The following is a 17626-nucleotide window of genomic DNA, read 5'->3' as shown; positions in this document are numbered from 1 at the left end:
GGAGGGGAATGCGGCGGGCCATTCCGCGGGAAGCGGCTGAGCGCACCTCCCATCGTGGACGCCGACGAGCGTCCGCTGCCGGCGACCGCGCTCCCGGCTGTCCAGCTTCACCTGCACCGTTCGCCGACAGCCGCCGGCGTCCTCGACGAGCGGCATCCTGGCCGACAGCTCCTATCGGCTGCCACCGGCCGGACGGCCCGGACTCACCTCAGGTGCCGGGCGAAGAACCGGTTCCCGTCGTCCCCCTCGAAGGGCGGGACGCCGGTGTGCCCGCCCATGTTGGCGTGCAGCGTCTTCTCCGTGGAGCCGAAGGCGTCGAACAGGTCCAGGGCCAGCTGCCGGTCGTTTCCCTCGTCGTCCCACTGCAACAGGACCAGCAGCGGAATGGTGACCTGCCGGGCCTCCTCGACCATGGCGCGGGGCACGAAACTGCCGGCGAACAGCAGGGCGGCCGCGATGCGCGGCTCGACCACCGCCAGCCGGAGACCGATGGCGATCACGCCTCCCGAGTACCCGACGGGGCCGCGGATCCCGGGCAGCGCGAGGAGGGCGTCCAGGGCGGCCCGCCATTCCGGGACCGCCTTGTCGACCAGCGGGCGGACCAGCCGGTCGACGACCTCGTCGGGGACCGGTTCGCCGGCCTCCAGTGCCCGGCGCAGGTCGGCGCGGGCCTCCTCGGCGACGGCGAAACGGGGCCGGTCGCCGCCGCCGGGGAGTTCGATGGTGGCCGCGGCGAAGCCCGCCGCCACGGCGTGCCGGGCCCGGGCCACCAGCCGGGGGTACATCCTGCGCAGTCCGCCGGGGTGGCCGACCAGGATCAGTGGCGCCGGTGCGGATGCGGATTCGGGCGTCCACAGGACGCCGGGGATCTCGCCGAGGGTGAATTCGCGCTCGAGGACGCCGCCGTCGAGGCGCTGTTCGGAAGTGAATCGCACGGTCGTGCCTTTCGGGAGTGCTCGTGAACGGCGCTCCCGGACGACCTATCGCCCGACCGTGACGCCGGAGGGGAGCACCCATGTCGATACGTTCACGGGTACCACCTCCTCGGTCTCTGGCACGGCCTCCGGCAAGGTAGCAGTGGCCGCCGTGGTCCGCCCACCGGTTTTGCGGGGCCGCGAAAGGCGGTCCCGCTCAGCCGGCACGATGCAACGGACTCACAGCCGCTCACCGCCTCCCGAGAGGGACCGCGGACCGAGCCGGTGACCGACACCGGGCACCGCGGCGGCCCCGGGTCGCAGGACTCAGGAATAACGGCAGTCGAGCGGTCAGCCGGCGTAGCGTGGTTCGCTGAGCCGGCGGCGGAATTCCGCGTGAGCGGTCTGGAGGACGTCGTTGAGCCGCTCGAGCTCGGACTCGGCCGGTTCTCGCCGCAGCCCGACCTCGATCTTCAACTCGCCGTCGACGATCGCCACGTCGAGGCGCTCGAGCAGATCCGTGGGGATCCTGGTGATGACGAACTCGCGGAACGCGTCGGCGATCGTGCCCGCCATGTCGCCACACCCGCAGGTGCGGCCATCCAGGACCGCGCCGAGGTGGCTGCGGCCGATCATCGCGTCCCGGTGTACGGGATCGATGACTGCCAGGCCCTCCTCCAGGACCGTGCGGGCCTCCGACAGCCGTGCCTCGTGCTGGAGGAAGAGGCCGAGGGCGATGCAGGCCCGCCCCACGGTGTCAGGATCGCTGCCGCGGCGGGACTGGGTCACCGCCTCGCTCAGCCGTTGCTCCGCCGGGCCCACCTGGCCGGCCTCCTTCAGCGCGAGACCCCAGTTGCGCAGCACCTGACTCAGCAGCTCCGGGCGACCGATGCGCGCCGCCCTCGCGTGCGCCGACGCGTACGTGCGCAGCGCCGCCTCGGTGTCGCCGGCTTCGTCCTGAGCCATCGCCAAGCCGAGCGCTGCCATCAGCGCCTCGTCCGGCCGGCCCTGCCGGTCGTACGACGCGAGCACGCGCTCGATCGCGTCGACCCGCCCCGCCTGGTCACCGAGATCACGCCCGAGGTTCGCCAGCACGGACAGGGCGTTGAGGGTCGCCTGGTGGTCGACGCCGAGGCGCTCCTCCAAGGCGGCGACCAGGGCGGTGAGCAGGGACTTGGACGCCGGGTCGTCGTGGTCCAGCATCCGGACAACGGCCTGCCCGACCTGCTCGACAACCTCGTCCGGCAGTTGGTGCAGGCCCACGAAGAGCGGCTCGCGGGTGCCACCGGCGTGCACGATCGCCGCTCGCAGCGCCAACGCGGAGGCCACCCGCTCGTGCCCGTTGCGCCACAGGTTGGCCACCGCCTCCTCGACGACCTGCCGGGCGCCTGCCACGTCGCCACGCTGCCGCAGCAGGTCCGCCAGCGGTTCGAGGCCGAACGCGTACCCGGCATGCTCCCGTCCGTAGAAGGCGAGCCGCTCCTGCACGCCGTGGCGTAGCTCCGCCTCGGCCTCGTCGAGTCGTCCGGCCATGCGCAACGCCAACCCGAGGTTGAGTCGGTAGGTCAACTGGTCCTTGCGGGACTCGTGATCGCGCGGCGGCGCGGAGGCGGCGCGGCGGAAACACTCGATCGCGCGGTCGAGTTGGTCGGCGTTGAGCAGCACACTGCCGAGGTCACACTGGGCCGAGGCCCATTCCGGGCTGCCGGGACCGTGTACGTCCGTCGCGGCCTGCAACTCGCGCGTCATGAGGTCCTCGGCGTCGCCGATACGGCCCTCCCGCAGCAACCCGAAGGCCACCTCGACCGGAGCGAAGGGTGTCGTCACGAGCGGCAAGTCTAGGGCCCGCCCACCGACGCTCGCGCACCCCTGGGAACACCTCGAGCCAGGCCAACCCGGCGCGACCAACCAACCCAGCGGGTCTTCGCCGACCCGTCGGCGCCGAGGAGAACCGGCCACGCGGGCTCGTCCGCGGCGCCGAGCAGGGTCACCGCGCACACGTCCCGCCACAGCGCGTCCGCACCGCCGTCGGTCAGGAGCAAGGCGGTGACCGGCACCCCGCGTCGGGCCAACCGTTGCCGGTACAGGCGCAGGTGCGTCGTCAGGTGGACGCCCGGTCCTGACCGGGCAGAACCCTGCTCGCGTGCTCGCCCTGGCGGTCAAACAGTCGCGCTACGCCCGGTGAGACCTGCCCGGCCGCCCGGACCCGTGAGGGTTCGCCGATATCCTCCGAACCGTAGCGATGACCCACTGCTAAACGAGACCCGGCCAGAGGGTCAGCACGAGGACACCGAGTCCGAGGGTGAAGTCGAGTGCGCCACACCATTCGGACAGCGACCTCGAGACGACTTGGTGGCGCCGCCAATGAGCGAGGTCCCACAGGGCATGCCCGACGAGTCCGGCCGCGATCAGCACCCGTCCGGCTTCCGGAGAGAGCCAGAGTGCGCCGAGGCTGATCGCGACGAATGCCACAGCGGCATAGGGCTGCCATCGGTAGAGGTCGGACCTCGTCCAGGTACGGCGGATGAGGCCCGTGACGATCGCCGCGACAATGATCACGACCATCACCGCCAGCTCGACGACTGGCCCGGTCGAGGTGAGTCGAGTGGCCAGCACCAGGACCACCAGCGCTCCGACAATCGACCAGGACCAGCCAGGTCGGACGGATGCGGCTATCACGACGTAGCCCGTCGTCGCCAACATCAGTACCAGTAGCACGCCCGAGAGGCTCTGCGGGTCGTCGGTGGCGAGTCGCGAGACCGCGAACGCGACCCCGAGCGCCGCGGGCCAGCGATTCAGCAGCGCTCGCATCCTGCTGGATGGCTGTCGACGTCCGTGGGGAATCGAGCCGTCGACGACGGCCGATTCAGCTGCCGGTTGCGAGTACGAGGATCGTGAAGAGCCGGGCGAGGGGCGTCGGTCGGCGTGACCGCCACGCGCTCGTGGTCGATCCGGCGAGCCCGCCGGGGTGGCCGGAAGATCTGTTCTCATGGCTGCAGTCTCGGCCCGTTCCGGAACGGTCTGAAGATGTGGAGCGCACCGGTTTCCCATGCGGTTCGTCCGGTCGACCCATGCGCCCCGCCCGGGTCGGCGGCGACGCCGGCCCGCCGGTCCACGGAGAACTACCGGCCACGATCGGCCGCCGCTACACCCTCGGCCAGGGCGCTCAGGCATGAGTCGACTTCGTCCGCCGGCCTACGACCGGCAAGCTCGTGGTCACGATGTGAAACCCACTGCCATCGGCACTTCTCGGCAGTCCGACCGTCCGATGACCGCGACAGGATCACCACGTGACAGCTGACATCCGCGAACTCCAGCAGCCTGAACGCCTCATCCTCGACCCCGAGCCCACGTAGCGCGGGTACGGGTGAGTGAAAGGGCCCGTTGCTACTGTGCACGGGTGATCCTCGGGCGGACGGAGGAACTGGCCCGGCTGGACCGGCTGCTGACCGCCGCCCGGGCTGGTGACGGCGGCGCCCTGGTCATCCGCGGCGAGGCCGGGATCGGCAAGTCGGCTCTGCTTGACCGCATCGCCGCGTCGGCGAGGGACATGTCGGTGCTGCGCGGTGTGGGCATCGAGTCGGAGATCGAGGTGCCGTTCGCGGGTCTGCACCTGTTGTTCCACCCGTACCTGGACCGCGTCGAGGCGCTTCCCGGGCCGCAGGCGGCGGCGCTGCGGACCGCTCTCGGCCTGACCGCGGCCGGTGCCGGCGAGCGGTTCCTGGTCGGTGCGGCCACGCTGTCACTGCTGTCCGAGCTGGCCGGGGATCGGCCGCTGGTGTGCATCGTCGACGACGCGCAATGGTTCGATCGGGCGTCCGCGGACGCGTTGCTGTTCGCGGCCCGGCGGCTGCGGCGCGAGCCGGTCGCCATGTTCTTCGCGGTACGCGACGAGGCCGGGCGCTTCACGGCCCCGAGCCTCGAGGTGCTGGCATTGTCGGCGCTGGACCGGGCCAGCGCCGGTTCGCTTCTCGACCAGCGGGCGAACGTTCTGGCCCCGGCGACGCGGGCCCGCATCGTGGCCGAGGCGGGCGGCAACCCGCTGGCGATCCTCGAGTTCGCGGCCGCCCTCACCGACCGGAAGGCCGGCGGGCGTCCGTGGTCGACGCCCGTCGAGCCGTTGCCGGTGACCGAACAGGTGCAGGAGGCGTTCCGGTCCCGCATCGGCGACCTCCCCGAGGCGACGCAGCGGCTGCTGGTGCTGGCGGCCGCGGACGACACGGCCGAGCTCGCCGTGGTGGTGCGGGCGGGCGAACGGCTCGGGCTGTCCCCCGCCGACCTGGAACCGGCCGAGCGGGCCCGGCTGGTCCAGTTGACCGCTGAGTCGATCAGCTTCCGGCATCCGCTCATCCGGTCCGCGGCCTACCGGGGCGCGGCCCGCGGCTGGCTCGTCGCCGCGCACCGGGCGCTGGCCGAGACGCTCGACGGTGACGCGTCCGCCGACCGCCGCGCCTGGCACCGGGCCGCCGCGACCACCGGATCTGACGAGGCGGTGGCCGCCGAACTCGAAGGCGTCGCGCGGCGGGCCGCCCAGCGGGGCGGTTCGGCGGCCGTGGCGGCCGCGCTGGACCGCGCGGCCACCCTCAGCAGCGACCCGGGCCGCAAGGCAAGGCGGCTGGTCGGCGCGGCCCGCGCGGCGTACGACGCCGGCTGGCTCGACCGGGCGGCCGTGTTCTCGGCGGCCGGCGTCGACCTCGCCACCGACCGGCCGACCCGCGCGGAGGCGGCCTGGATCCAGGCTCAGGTCGCCTACGAGCGCGACTCCCCCGCTGCGGCGGCGGCGCTGATGGTGCGGGGCGCCGCGCCCATCGTCGCGTCCCATCCCGAGCAGGCCGTGTCGATCCTCACGGACGCCGTCGGGTGCGCCAAGGACGCCGGCGCGCCCGACGTGATCCGCGAGTCGGCGGACCTGCTGAGCACCGTACCGCTGGAGCCCGACTCCCCGCTGCGGCCGGTGGTCGCCGGGATCGTCGGATTCCGGAATCTCCTCGACGGCAGCACGAGAGAAGCCGTCACCGGAATGCGCGCCCTGGTGACCGCCGCGCGGTGCGGTCGGGTCACCGGGTTCGTGGAACGGGTGCTCGCCGGATACCTGGCACTGATCGTCGGGGACGACGAGGCCGCGACCGAGACGCTGGAGGCTCTCGCCGCCGACACGCGCCGGCAGGGCGCGTTGGGCTGGCTACCGTACGCCCAGGAGCCGCTGGCGATATCGCTGCTGCTGCGCGGCCGGTTCCGCGACGCCGAGACTGTCGCGGCCGAGGCGCTCGACGTGTCGACCGACCTCGGCCAGGACACCCAGACCACCATCCTCACCGCCATCCCGGCCTGGTTGGCCGCGATCGCGGGCGACGCGGTCGCCTGCGAGGCGATGGCGGGCCGGATGCTGCGCGCCGCATCCCGGCATCCCACCAACGCCGCCCTCGCCACCTGGGCGCTGGGGCTGCTCGATCTCGGCCGTGGCCGCTACGACGCGGCATCCCGGCATCTCGACGCGGTGTGCGCCGGTCCGGCCCGACACGACTTTCCGCTGCGGGCGGTACCGGACCAGGTCGAGGCGGCGGTACGCGGCGGGGATTCCGCACGGGCGGCCCGGTTCCTGCCTGGACTGCGCGACTGGGCCGAGCACGTCGGTCAGCCGCACGCGGCCGCGCTGGTGCGGCGCTGCGATGCCCTGCGCGCGGTCGGCGCCGAGGCGGAGGCCCACTACCACGCCGCCCTCGCGCTGTTGTCCGACGCCGGGCGGCCGTACGACCATGCGCGCACCGCGCTGCTCTTCGGCGAGTGGCTGCGCCGGCAGCGGCGCCGGACCGAGGCGCACACCCACCTGGCCGGCGCGCTGTCCGGCTTCGAGTCGCTGGGTGCCGAGCCGTGGGCGGCCCGGGCGCGCTCCGAACTGACCGCACTCGGCGACCGACCGGTGGCCCGGCCGCGCGACCGCGATCCGCTGGCCCGGCTGACCCCGCAGGAACGCCAGGTGGTGCTGCTGGCCGCGGCCGGGCTGAGCAACCGGGACATCGCCGCCCGGCTGTTCCTCAGCCCGCGCACCATCGGCTACCACCTCTACCGCGCCTATCCCAAGCTCGGCGTCACCAGACGCACCGAGCTGGCGGACCTGGCCGCGCGCGCTACACCTTGACCATCGTCGACGCGTACCCGCCGCCCGGCCAGACCCAGCGGCCGGTGTTGACAGTGAAGTCGTCGTTGAACGTGCCTTCGAACCTGGCCGGCGAGCTGCGGTCGCCGAACCAGATCGTGAGCGTGTTGCCGGCCACCTCGTACGTGTACTCGAGGATCTCGCCGGACTGACCGAAGAAGTGCGACCGCAACGTGCCGGTGTCGGTGTCGAAGCCGATGTACTCGACACCTTTGGTGCCGTCGCCGTCGTCGCCGAGGTCGACCTCCTGGATCAGGAAGCGGCCACCCTCCATCCACCGGTAGGTGACGCGGCCGGGTTCGCCGCCGTCCGTTCCAGACACCCGCCAGGTGCCGACCAGAACGGCCAGACTCCGAAGGGCCTGGTCCCGGTCGGCGCTCATCGCAGCCCTCCGATCTCGCACCGGCGGGCGTACGCGACGGCGGCCGCCACCAGCAGCAGGACGAGCGGCAGCCAGGGCGCGACGCCGAGCGCGACGTTGGTGACGGTCGCGCCGACCAGCAGCGCGGTCACGCCGAGCGCGGCGAGCCCGCACAACCGGGGAATCAGCAGGCCGACGGCGCCGGCCAGCTCGACCAGGCCGACCGCGTAGCGGAACCACTGGCCGGCGCCGATCTCGGCGAACAGGTCGACCATGGCGGCGTCGCCGATCAGCTTCAGAACCCCGCCGGCGGCAAGCTGGAGCGCGAGAACGGCCTGCGCCACCCAGAGGGCGACGGCGACCGACCGGCGGCTGGCCGGCAGGACGACGGTACGACTGTTGCTCATGACGGATCTCCTCTGCGACGGTTGATCGATCGTCACGAGGACGGTATGACCGGGGCTATCAGTAGCCGCATCCGTCGCCATACCTGACCGCGGCAGGTCAGCCGCGTCTCACTTCCCCACCGGAAAGTTCCGTAACAGGATTCCCACCGACACCGCCATCAACCTCGCTGCCACCCGGGCCATCGTCGGTGCGATCACCGGTGGCGTGGCCGCCGCCGTCCGCACCGGCACCGTCCGCTGGTCAGCGCAACAGCGGTTCTCGTCACCGGCGCTCAGCGGCAACGCGTCGACGACAGCCGCTCCGCCGACTGAGCCGAGGGCTTCATGTCGGTTTCGTGGACGTGCCGATCGGGGTCGTGTCACAGCCGCAGCAACGCGGGGGTTGCCTCGACCTTGCGGAGCCGGCCGAGTGCGTACGCGGTCGAAGCCGTTACCGCGTGCGCTGCTGCACACCTCCTCTAAACCGTCCTAGGACATCGACTCAGGGCGACCAGGGGCGAATGTGCTGGCGTTGTTGCCGTTCCATCGCACAGACCTTCGCTCACGCCGTCACCTGCCGGCCGACGCGTCTCATCACCTTGCCGAGGAGGTCATGGAGGTCGGCTTCGACCAGGTCCAGCAGGCCGCCGCCGAACACGCACAGCGACAGCTTCCTCGGATGGCCGAAGGCGCCGAACCGGAAGTCCTCCGCGAGGTAGATGTAGTAGTCGCCGTCGGGGTACGGCAACAACGGCCAGCCAGGCCGGCCGGGCGGATCGATGTTCTCTGGCCCAACCAGTATGTCGACCGACGCGCGTTCGCTCCCGCGCAAGCACCGCCGGCCCGAGCAGCCAGCATTACCGGCACCGTCCACAGGCTGCATCTATCGATCGTCTTTGGACGCTGGCGCGACGTGTCGCTCCCCTCGACCCGAGAACGTGAGCTCGGACGAACCCACCTCCACCACGCCGCCGTCCGGTGGCGATGCTACGGGCCGCGGCCCGGGCGCCGACCTGCGTCGACACCCTCGCGGCAGTGCACCGGCATCTTCGACTCTGCGTACCTACCCGCCGGGTGGTGCTGGACGGCGTTTCGTTCACTGTCTGCCCGCCGAGACCACCGCCCTGGCGGGTGGCGTCGGGTTCAGGTCACATATCGTTACATGCATTTGACAATCACTTTCATCTGCACGAAGGTGCTTCGTCATGACGTCTTCAACGGCCGTCGATCATGTGGCGAACTCGGACGCCTCCGCCGGCGACACCTCGGCGGAGGTCGCTGCGCGTCCGTCGCCCCGGACAGGCAATGCTGTCGCCGCCCTGTTGGCGCTGCTGGTCATTTCGATTGTGGTGGTGATCGGCCTCGGCCCCGTGGTCATCCCGCCCGACGAGACGGCCCGGTACCTGTGGGCGGCGCTCACCGGCGGCCGTATCGACGCCGATGAGGTGACCACGTACCAGATCATCTGGCAGATCCGTACTCCCCGGGTGTTGCTCGCGGCGATCGTCGGTGCGGGCCTTTCCGCGGTCGGTGTGGCGATCCAGTCACTGGTTCGCAACGCCCTGGCCGATCCATACGTACTCGGGGTTTCCTCCGGGGCATCGGTCGGCGCCGTCGCGGTCACGGTCGCGGGCGGTCTCGGCGCGCTCGGCATCTACGCGATTTCCGCTGGGGCCTTCCTCGGCGCGATGGCCGCCGCGGCGCTGGTCTACCTGGTCGCGTACAGCCGCGTCGGCGTCACGCCCCTGCGTCTCGTGCTGACCGGCGTGGTCATGTCGTTCGGTTTTCAGGCACTGATGGCGGTGATCATCTACTTCACACCGGACAGCGAGGCGACCGCCACCATGCTGTTCTGGTCGATGGGCAGCTTCGGCGCCGCGACCTGGGGTGGCCTGCCGGTGGTCGCGGCCGTCGTCCTCGTCGGCGTGGTCGTCCTGCGCTGGCACGGCCGCACCCTGGACGTGCTGACCTTCGGCGACGAGGCGTCCACCAGCTTGGGCGTCGACACGATCGGGGTACGTCGGCGACTGTTCGTCATCACCTCACTGGTCACCGGTGCGATGGTGGCGGTCAGCGGAGCGGTCGCGTTCGTCGGTCTGGTGTTGCCGCACGTGGTCCGCATCGTGGTCGGCGCCTCGCACCACCGAGTGCTGGTGGTCGCGCCGCTGGCCAGCGCCGTCTTCATGGTCTGGGTGGACCTGATCTCCCGCACTCTCGTGGCCCCTCGGGAGCTACCGCTGGGTGTGATCACCGCGCTGGTCGGGGTGCCGGTGTTCCTCGCGCTGATGCGCCGCCGTGGCTACCTGTTCGGCGGTCGGTGATGGATCTCCGCCTCGACGACGTCACGGTGGCGGTCGATGACAACGTCATCGTCCGTGATTTGTCGCTCGACGTGCCGCACGGGCAGGTTGTTGGACTGATCGGACCGAACGGATCCGGTAAATCGACTGCATTGCGCTGCATCTACCGGGCCCTGCGCCCGAGCCGCGGCGCGGTGTGGATCGGCCCCGACGACTTGTCCATCCTGCCACTGCGCCGCAGCGCGCGGTCGGTCGCCGCGCTCACCCAGGACGGCGGTACGGACCTCGACTTCACGGTTGCCGAGACGGTGGCGCTGGGTCGCGCCCCGCACCTGCGCGGCAACCAGCCACTCAGCGACCGGGAGCGAGTCCTGTGTCGTCGGGCGATGGCCCAGCTCGACGTGCTGCATCTGGCCGGCCGGGGGATGCTCACCCTGTCCGGCGGTGAGCGGCAGCGGGTGTTCGTCGCCCGGGCCCTCGTGCAGGAGCCGCAGGTCCTGGTGCTCGACGAGCCGACCAATCACCTGGACGTCCGGCACCAGATCGAGCTGCTGTCCCTGTTGCGTGGATCAGAGCTCACCGTGCTCGTCGTCCTGCATGACCTGAACCTCGCCGCTGCCGCCTGTGACCGGCTCGCCGTGTTGTCGCAGGGACGGCTCGTCGCCACCGGGACCCCGGCCGACGTCCTGACCGCCGATCTGGTCCGCACGGTGTTCGGCGTCGCGGTCAGCGTCGTGACACACCCGCTGACCGGTGATCCGCAACTGCTCTATTCCCTCGACTCAGCACCCTCTTCGGAAGGAATCACCACATGAACGGGACAATTTCCCGCCGGCCGGCCGCGCTGCAGGCCGTGCTGGCGTCGTTGGTCGCCGCGGCACTGCTCGCCGGTTGTGGTGCCGAGGTCGAACCGAGCGGGAGCGAAGCGCGGAAGGTCACGGTCAACCGGTGCGGCGAACCGGTGGAATACACCACTCCGCGACGCGCGGTCGTCTACGAGGGCGGTAGCGCCGACAAGATGTTCGCCCTCGGCCTCACCGAGCACGTCCACGGGTACGTCATGCCACCGGCCAATCCGCCGGTCACCGAATCACCGTGGGCCCCCGAGTACGCCAAGGTCGAGTTCCTCAGCGACGATCTCCTCAACCGGGAACTCCTGGTGGAGGCCAAGGCTGACTTCGTGGTCGCTGGCTGGAACTCCGGGCTCAGCGACAAACGCGGTACCTCTCCGGAGATCCTCGACGGGCTGGGCATCCAGAGCTTCATGCACGCAGAGTCCTGCTTCAACTATCCGAATTACCCCGAGCGGCACGCTCCGTTCGACGGCCTCTACACCGACCTGGAGCGGCTCGGCCAGATCTTCGGTGTGCAGCAGCGGGCCGCCACGGTGGTTGCCGATCTGAAGCGGCGGGTCGAGGCGGTCAAGGCCCAGTCACCCGCCACCCGCACGCCGGTGTTCCTCTACGACTCCGGCACCGATCAGCCGTTCACCGCCGGCAGGCAAGTGCCGCCGAACGACATCATCTCCTTCGCTGGCGGCCGAAACATCTTTGGCGACCTCGACGGCCGTTGGACGCAGGTCGGCTGGGAAGCGGTCGTCCAGGCCCAGCCCGAGGTGATCATCATCCTCGACTACCAGGACCAACCGGCCGAGCAGAAGATCAGATTCCTGAAGACCTCGCCCACTACCAAGAACCTGCCCGCGGTGGTCAACAACCGATTCTTCGTCCTCGACTACAACGAGGGCATCAGCAGTCCGCGCAACGTCGACGGGCTGGAGAAGTTCGCCGCGTACCTGCGGGACCTGCAGTCCTGACCGCAGCAACGAAAGATCAGCCCACGTGACGAGCACGTCCCCACCTACCCCGTCGTGACCGAGCCACGCCCCGGCCGGTCGATCCTGCGCGAGCCGGCCTTCCTGCGCCTCTGGTTGGGCACGACCGCGTCGGGTCTGGCCACCTGGGCGATGCCGTTCATGCTCGGCCTGGCCGTGCTGGACCGGCGGATCGGCCCGGTCACGTTAGGCGTCGTGCTCGCGGCCCGCACGGTTGGCTTCCTGGCCGCCGTACCGCTGGGGGGTGTGCTGGCCGACCGGCACTCCCGGCGGGCGGTGCTGTTTTGGTCCGGGCTGGCCGCCGCGGCGGCCAGCCCGCTGCTCGCCGTCGGCGTGGGCCGATCGGTCGCGCTGACCGCGGCTGCGGCGGCCGTGGTCGGCGCGGGCCAGGGTGCCTGCCGCCCGGCCTTCCAGGCGCTCACCGCCGAGATCGTCGAACCGGAACGCCGTCAACAGGCGAACGCCGCGACGACCCTGGCGGTGCGGGTCAGCACGCTGGTCGCCCCGGCACTGACGGCGCTGCTGGCGGCAGCCCTGTCCGTTCCGGCACTCCTGCTGGGCACCGCTGCCCTGTGGCTGGTCGCGGCGCTCGTGCCACCGCGCGGTCACCACATGCCCGACACCGGCACCGCCAGCCAGCGAATCACCACCGACCTCGTCGACGGCATGCGAGAGGTACAGCGGCACCCGTGGTTCCTGGCCGGGCTGGCGGCCCTTACCGCGGTCATCGCCACCGGGTACTCCGCGACCGGCGTCGCCCTCCCCCTGGTCAGCCGGGACCGCTACGGCACGGAAGCGGTGCTGGCGGCGGCCACCACCGCATACACCGTCGGCGCGCTCGTCGGTGCGGTGCTGATCAGCCGGTGGCGTCCCCGGAACCAAGGTTGGGCCGCCCTGGCCGGGCTGTCACTTTACGGCTTCGTGCCGCTGAGCCTGCTGTTCCCGGTCCACCCCGCCGTGGTGGTCGGAGCCTACGCGCTGGCCGGACTCGGCATCGAACTGTTCAACGTGCCCTGGTTCACCGCGACCCAACGCGAAGTGGATCCCCGCCTCCTGGCGCGGGTCTCCTCCCTGGACTTCCTGTTCTCCTACGGGCTCGCGCCGGTCGGCCTCGCCGTCATCGCACCGGCGATCAACGCGTACGGTACTCCCGCTGTGCTGGCCACCTGCGCGGTCGTCTGCTTCGCCGCCCCGACGGTCTCGGCGCTGATCCCGACCACCCGCACCTTCTCCGGTAACTCTTCGCGGCGCGCCCGGGCCCCTGCCGCCGGGTCTGCCCGGTGAAGGCGATCATGCGCGTGACCGGTGGCCAGGACCGATGCCCGTGCTGGCATGACGAGGTTCGCCACCACGAACGATGGGCTCGCCCCGCGAGCCCGAGAAGCGAGGGCGGAGCGGTGGAGTCGCCGTGCACCAGCAGCGCGTCGGCGGTCTGCAGCGCTGAGTCGGTCCCAGACCCAGGGCGCCCAGCACCAGCGGGTGCCTATGTTCGTCGCCGCGGACCGATCCACGACCGCCTGGAAGGATGCGAGCCCTCTCACGTTCGCGGCTGAAAGCCGCCAGCAATCGTCCACCGATCGCAGTTGGCTCGACGGATGCCGACTCATACCGATCCGACCACCACCGCCCGTCGTGCCTTCCACAGCTCCCCGCTCCTCGGTTGGCTGGCCGTGGTATCGGTGGCGATGGGCATCTTCGTCATCGTCACCGCCGAGATCCTGCCGATCGGACTGTTGACCTCGATCGGATCCACGTTCGGCGTGTCCGACGGCATCGCTGGTTTGACGATGACCATGCCAGGGGTGCTGGCGGCTGTGTCAGCACCGATCGTCACCGTCGCCGTCGGTCGGCTCGACCGACGAGTGCTGCTGTGCGGGTTGATCCTGCTGCTGGCTGCGGCGAATCTGGTCGCTGCCACCGCGACGTCCTACCCCGTCATGGTGGCGTCCCGAGCAATCGTCGGCGTCGTGATCGGCGGTTTCTGGTCGATCGGGGCGGGCCTCGCCCCACGGCTGGTGCGGCCTGAACGTGTCGGTGTGGCTACCGCGGTGGTTTTTTCGGCCGTACCGCTGGGATCGGTATTCGGTGTTCCGGCCGGAACCTTCATCGCCCAATTCGGTGGCTGGCGCACGGCGTTCATCGTGCTCGGCGCGCTCACCGGGATCGTGTTGCTGGCGTTGGTCGCGGTGCTACCGCCGTTGCCCGCCGCCCAACCGGTCAAGCTCGCCGCGTTGGTCGATGTGGTGAGTAGTCGCACCGGTCGCACTGCACTGGTCCTGACGGTCCTGGTCGTGACCGCGCATTTCGGCACGTACACCTACGTGACTCCGTTCCTGCAGCACGTCACCGGCGTCGGGACGGTCACCCCGTTCCTCCTGGTCTTTGGCATCGCCGGCGTCGTGGGTAACTTCATCGCCGGCGCGACCGTTCGGCTTCGCCTACGGGCGACCATGATCGCCAGTGCCGTCGCGCTCGCCGCAGCCACCGGGCTGCTGTCCGTGCTCGGCACCGCGTCGATCGGAGCGGTCGTGCTGCTCGCTGTGTGGGGCCTCGCCTACGGGGCGGTGCCGGTCTGCTCGCAGTCCTGGTTCGCGGCTTCGAACACGGGCTCGACTGAGGCCGCGTCCGTGCTGTTCACGTCGTCGTTCCAGGCCACCATTGCGCTCGGCGCGTTGCTCGGCGGCGTCGTGGTCGACGCGACGTCGCCGTCGGTACTCATGGCGTTCGGCGCCGGGGCCGCCCTGCTCGTCGCGCTGGTCGCCGCGAGGCCCTCCGGCCTTCCTATGTGGGGGCGGTAAGACCTACATCTGCCATCTCGCTCCTTTGACCATCGGTGCTTCCTGCGCTGGCGAACCCGCTGCCGCACCCCGGCGCCACGTCAAGGCACTGCCGGTCGGTCGTCACCATAGTGGGCACAGACCGTCATCGTTTCGTCGTCGGGTCCGCGGCGCTGCCGGGTAGCACATGGGGATAAGCCGCTACGGAAGGAGCAGCCATGGCACCCGACAGAACTGCGACGTTGGTCAGGCTCAATGACTCCGGGCAGACGATCGGGACGGCCGAGCAGGACGTGCGCGGCCGACATGTCGTCGACGCCGACGGCAACGACCTGGGCAAGGTCGACGACCTGCTGATTGACAGCGAGGAGCACAAGGTGCGATTTCTACAGGTCGAGCACGGGGGGATCTTGGGCATTGGCGCCACCGCCATCTTTGTCCCCGTCGGCGCGATCCGTGATTTCACCGACGACGCGGTACGGGTCGACCTCACGCGACAGGAAATCGAGCAGGCGCCGGTCTACGACCCGGCGGTCATCGACGAGACCGATCACTACGAGGATCCGTATTGGTACTACGGGTATGCACCGTTCTTCAGTCCGGGTGTTGCCCCGCCCTACCCGGTGCCCCCAACCCGCCGTTGAGGACTGCGAATCCCCGAGCGGGCTCCGGCGGTTGCAGCCTCTTGTCGGAGCCTCGAGCGATGCGAGGAGTGACATGACCTACGTGCCCTGGTTCATCCCCCATGATCTTCCGCCCCTGTTCCAGACCAGGCCCGCCTCCGAAGACGCTCGCCTGGCCTGCCGACTCCTTGAACGCATGCAGCGAGCTCCATTGCTGGCCCGGGAACGCGTCTGCATCGAGGTGCAAAACGGCGTCGTCATCCTTGACGGCGTTGTCAGTTCCGACGAAGTGAGCGCCGAGGCCCACGCGTGCGCTTGGGGGACCGCCGGCGTCCAGGACGTCAACAATCGACTGCATACGTTGGGGCGGTGAACCGCGCCACGGCGGAAGTCGTGCCCTGTGCGTCTGCCTGCGGGGACGTGCGCGCCGGTGGCGCCGGGACGACGATCCGGTGCGGTGAGGAATGAGGCAAGGTTCGGAGGGGCGCGTCTACGGTCCCTGCCATACGGACGGAGCCGGCCGACGGGTCTCCCGCTCTTGACGGGGCACGGATCCGGATCACGCCCTGCGCGAGGTCGGCATGCCTCCCGCATGGGAACCGGCGGTAGTGCCTCCACGGTGACCAGTTTCGGGTGGCCCGGCTCGGCTGCCCACCTGGGCCCGCCCCCTCCGTGACGCCAGGACGATGTGGCGACCGGTGATGGGCTAGGCAGACGCCGGACTATGCCGACGTACAGCGGCGACGGACGCGGCAGGCACTCGGGCCCGTTTGTCACGCAACCGTCATCCGTTTGCGGTGCCAGTGCCAAGGCAGGGTCCCAGGGTGGGATTCCGAACACCGGGTTGTATGGAGGGAGGCATATGGAGCCGGGGTCGCCGTACACCGACTGCAGGGTCACAAGGGTCGAGGTGAGCGTTGCTGGGGACCTGGATCTGGCCGGCCTGGGCGATGCGGACGTCGTCCTCGACCGGGTCCTGTCGCTGCGACCTGACCACCTGGTGATCGACCTGTCTCCCTGTCGGCATATCGACGCCGCGGCCATGGGACTGGTAGTCGATTGCCGCCGCCGGCTCCTGGATCACCAGGCGGACCTCAGCATCCGCGACCCTAACCCCCGGGTTCGACGGATACTGCAGGTCGCCCGGCTAGACCAGATCCTACCCGTGATCATGACAGATGGCGTCCCGCCCACGCAGGACAGGGTGTCGGATTCCGGCCGCCTACAAGGCACGGGCATGCCCCCGGAGGCGCGCACCGAGGGCAAGACGGAGAAAGCCTCGACACCGGTTACTGCTCGGCCGTCTGGCGTCTGCCAGCCACCGACAGTGTGACGGCAAAGGCATGGCCGGCTGCGGGCCCTGCGGCGCCAGGCCCGCCGGCCGTATCGATTGCTCCGCGTCAATTCACGCCGGGCGCTTCGCAGACGATGCCGCGGGGCTCGCCGAGTCGCTACGACCTCTGCCAGCGGGCAGCGGGTCTGCATGGTCGGTCCGTTGTCGAGGCGGCTGCGGACGAACCCCACATCGAGGAGATAGTGATGACTGTCGTGCCTGACGAGAACCTCATGACCCTCATCTGCGACAGATGCGGTGAGACGATCACCGGGGCCGGGCCGCTGCAGCCCGACACGGAGGTTGTCTGGACCCTGGTCTCGGAGAACGGCTGGACCGGCTCGCCCTTCTCCACGGGGCCGCACCGCTGCCCGCGCTGCGGGCTGTTCCCCGCGTCCGCTGACGCTGGTGCCGGTGGGGAGAGTCACCGCCGCAGTGGTGCCGTGGCGGGTATCGACCATCTGGCGGACGCGACGGTCGTGACTCTCGTCGGCGATATCGACATCGACGCGTGCGGTTCCTTACGTTCCGCCCTGCGCGCGGCGGTTGCGGTTACCGGCTACGTCATCGTCGACCTGTCTGAGGTTCACTTGATCGACTCCACCGCTCTGGGACTACTCGTCCGCGCTCAGCGTGAGGCCCGTAGGCGTAACGCGGTGGTGGGCCTCGCCGCACCCTCCCGGTTCATCCTTGCCGTGCTGCACACCATGCGCCTCGATAGCCTCTTTCCGATCTTCACCAGCCGCGTCGACGCGATCGCTGAACTGGCGCCGGGGTGGCAGTCGCACCAGTGGCGAGCGCCTCATCCGATCTTCATCAGCACGGACGACAACGACGCGAGCCACGGTGGCCGATGACGGGAACGGATACCACGTCGCCGTTTCGGGGTTCGGCAACCTCGGACCCACCTATTGTGGAAGTGACCTGGCGCGGGGCAGCCG

General features: G+C 70.3%; 16 protein-coding genes. 10 read left to right on the top strand and 6 right to left on the bottom strand.

The window, feature by feature from the left end; translation table 11 throughout:
* Nucleotides 1-203 precede the first annotated feature (203 nt).
* The 3 genes from SM577_RS17515 to SM577_RS17505 all read right to left on the bottom strand — a co-directional run bounded on the left by SM577_RS17515 (nt 204) and on the right by SM577_RS17505 (nt 3725).
* Nucleotides 204-935: an alpha/beta hydrolase gene (locus tag SM577_RS17515; protein WP_474587398.1), complete on the bottom strand. Its 732-nt coding sequence runs from the start codon at nt 933-935 to the stop codon at nt 204-206.
* 330 nt (nt 936-1265) lie between these two features.
* On the bottom strand, nt 1266-2741 hold the full coding sequence (locus tag SM577_RS17510; RefSeq protein ID WP_474587397.1) for a tetratricopeptide repeat protein: 1476 nt from the start codon (nt 2739-2741) through the stop codon (nt 1266-1268).
* 426 nt (nt 2742-3167) lie between these two features.
* Nucleotides 3168-3725 (bottom strand): hypothetical protein, encoded by a 558-nt coding sequence (locus tag SM577_RS17505; protein WP_302920209.1) that lies wholly within the window; start codon nt 3723-3725, stop codon nt 3168-3170.
* A 589-nt stretch (nt 3726-4314) separates the two neighbouring features.
* Between SM577_RS17505 and SM577_RS17500 the strand changes: the two genes are divergently transcribed.
* Nucleotides 4315-7053 carry an ATP-binding protein gene (locus tag SM577_RS17500; RefSeq protein WP_474587396.1) on the top strand — a complete coding sequence of 913 codons (2739 nt, stop codon included), beginning with the start codon at nt 4315-4317 and terminating at the stop codon, nt 7051-7053.
* Here SM577_RS17500 and SM577_RS17495 read toward each other — a convergent pair.
* From SM577_RS17495 to SM577_RS17485, 3 genes are all read right to left on the bottom strand, one after another.
* Nucleotides 7043-7453: a hypothetical protein gene (locus tag SM577_RS17495; RefSeq protein ID WP_474587395.1), complete on the bottom strand. Its 411-nt coding sequence runs from the start codon at nt 7451-7453 to the stop codon at nt 7043-7045. The genes SM577_RS17500 and SM577_RS17495 overlap by 11 nt on opposite strands.
* Nucleotides 7450-7839 carry a DoxX family protein gene (locus SM577_RS17490; RefSeq protein WP_474587394.1) on the bottom strand — a complete coding sequence of 130 codons (390 nt, stop codon included), beginning with the start codon at nt 7837-7839 and terminating at the stop codon, nt 7450-7452. Before SM577_RS17490 ends, SM577_RS17495 begins: the two co-directional genes overlap by 4 nt.
* Nucleotides 7840-8380: 541 nt before the next feature.
* Nucleotides 8381-8701: a DUF2716 domain-containing protein gene (locus tag SM577_RS17485; RefSeq protein WP_302920216.1), complete on the bottom strand. Its 321-nt coding sequence runs from the start codon at nt 8699-8701 to the stop codon at nt 8381-8383.
* Between the two features lie 322 nt (nt 8702-9023).
* Between SM577_RS17485 and SM577_RS17480 the strand changes: the two genes are divergently transcribed.
* The 9 genes from SM577_RS17480 to SM577_RS17440 all read left to right on the top strand — a co-directional run bounded on the left by SM577_RS17480 (nt 9024) and on the right by SM577_RS17440 (nt 17542).
* Nucleotides 9024-10139 carry a FecCD family ABC transporter permease gene (locus SM577_RS17480; RefSeq protein ID WP_474587393.1) on the top strand — a complete coding sequence of 372 codons (1116 nt, stop codon included), beginning with the start codon at nt 9024-9026 and terminating at the stop codon, nt 10137-10139.
* Nucleotides 10139-10933, top strand: a complete 795-nt coding sequence (locus SM577_RS17475) for an ABC transporter ATP-binding protein (protein ID WP_474587392.1) — start codon at nt 10139-10141, stop codon at nt 10931-10933. The genes SM577_RS17480 and SM577_RS17475 overlap by 1 nt, the downstream gene beginning before the upstream one ends.
* A gap of 38 nt (nt 10934-10971) precedes the next feature.
* The gene (locus SM577_RS17470; protein WP_474587391.1) at nt 10972-11934 is read left to right on the top strand and encodes an ABC transporter substrate-binding protein; all 963 of its coding nucleotides are present in this window, start codon (nt 10972-10974) and stop codon (nt 11932-11934) included.
* A 54-nt stretch (nt 11935-11988) separates the two neighbouring features.
* Nucleotides 11989-13236, top strand: coding sequence for an MFS transporter (locus SM577_RS17465; RefSeq protein WP_302920220.1), 1248 nt, complete (start codon nt 11989-11991; stop codon nt 13234-13236).
* 311 nt (nt 13237-13547) lie between these two features.
* Nucleotides 13548-14750 (top strand): MFS transporter, encoded by a 1203-nt coding sequence (locus SM577_RS17460; protein ID WP_474587390.1) that lies wholly within the window; start codon nt 13548-13550, stop codon nt 14748-14750.
* Nucleotides 14751-14947: 197 nt separating this feature from the next.
* The gene (locus SM577_RS17455; RefSeq protein WP_474587389.1) at nt 14948-15373 is read left to right on the top strand and encodes a PRC-barrel domain-containing protein; all 426 of its coding nucleotides are present in this window, start codon (nt 14948-14950) and stop codon (nt 15371-15373) included.
* A 73-nt stretch (nt 15374-15446) separates the two neighbouring features.
* Nucleotides 15447-15725, top strand: coding sequence for a BON domain-containing protein (locus SM577_RS17450; protein WP_474587388.1), 279 nt, complete (start codon nt 15447-15449; stop codon nt 15723-15725).
* Nucleotides 15726-16262: 537 nt separating this feature from the next.
* Nucleotides 16263-16685, top strand: coding sequence for an STAS domain-containing protein (locus tag SM577_RS17445; RefSeq protein WP_474587387.1), 423 nt, complete (start codon nt 16263-16265; stop codon nt 16683-16685).
* 206 nt (nt 16686-16891) lie between these two features.
* Nucleotides 16892-17542 carry an STAS domain-containing protein gene (locus SM577_RS17440; RefSeq protein WP_474587386.1) on the top strand — a complete coding sequence of 217 codons (651 nt, stop codon included), beginning with the start codon at nt 16892-16894 and terminating at the stop codon, nt 17540-17542.
* Nucleotides 17543-17626 lie beyond the last annotated feature (84 nt).

Source organism: Micromonospora desertarenae, assembly GCF_056150265.1.
This window is presented reverse-complemented; position numbering and strand designations above follow the sequence as displayed.

What these genes read in the sequence shown, in the direction of transcription:
- SM577_RS17505 (WP_302920209.1), bottom strand. Translation starts at nt 3,725, where the DNA reads ATGCGAGCGCTGCTGAATCGCTGGCCCGCGGCGCTCGGGGTCGCGTTC.
- SM577_RS17495 (WP_474587395.1), bottom strand. Translation starts at nt 7,453, where the DNA reads ATGAGCGCCGACCGGGACCAGGCCCTTCGGAGTCTGGCCGTTCTGGTC.
- SM577_RS17490 (WP_474587394.1), bottom strand. Translation starts at nt 7,839, where the DNA reads ATGAGCAACAGTCGTACCGTCGTCCTGCCGGCCAGCCGCCGGTCGGTC.
- SM577_RS17485 (WP_302920216.1), bottom strand. Translation starts at nt 8,701, where the DNA reads ATGCAGCCTGTGGACGGTGCCGGTAATGCTGGCTGCTCGGGCCGGCGG.
- SM577_RS17480 (WP_474587393.1), top strand. Translation starts at nt 9,024, where the DNA reads ATGACGTCTTCAACGGCCGTCGATCATGTGGCGAACTCGGACGCCTCC.
- SM577_RS17475 (WP_474587392.1), top strand. Translation starts at nt 10,139, where the DNA reads ATGGATCTCCGCCTCGACGACGTCACGGTGGCGGTCGATGACAACGTC.
- SM577_RS17460 (WP_474587390.1), top strand. Translation starts at nt 13,548, where the DNA reads ATGCCGACTCATACCGATCCGACCACCACCGCCCGTCGTGCCTTCCAC.
- SM577_RS17455 (WP_474587389.1), top strand. Translation starts at nt 14,948, where the DNA reads ATGGCACCCGACAGAACTGCGACGTTGGTCAGGCTCAATGACTCCGGG.
- SM577_RS17450 (WP_474587388.1), top strand. Translation starts at nt 15,447, where the DNA reads ATGACCTACGTGCCCTGGTTCATCCCCCATGATCTTCCGCCCCTGTTC.
- SM577_RS17440 (WP_474587386.1), top strand. Translation starts at nt 16,892, where the DNA reads ATGACTGTCGTGCCTGACGAGAACCTCATGACCCTCATCTGCGACAGA.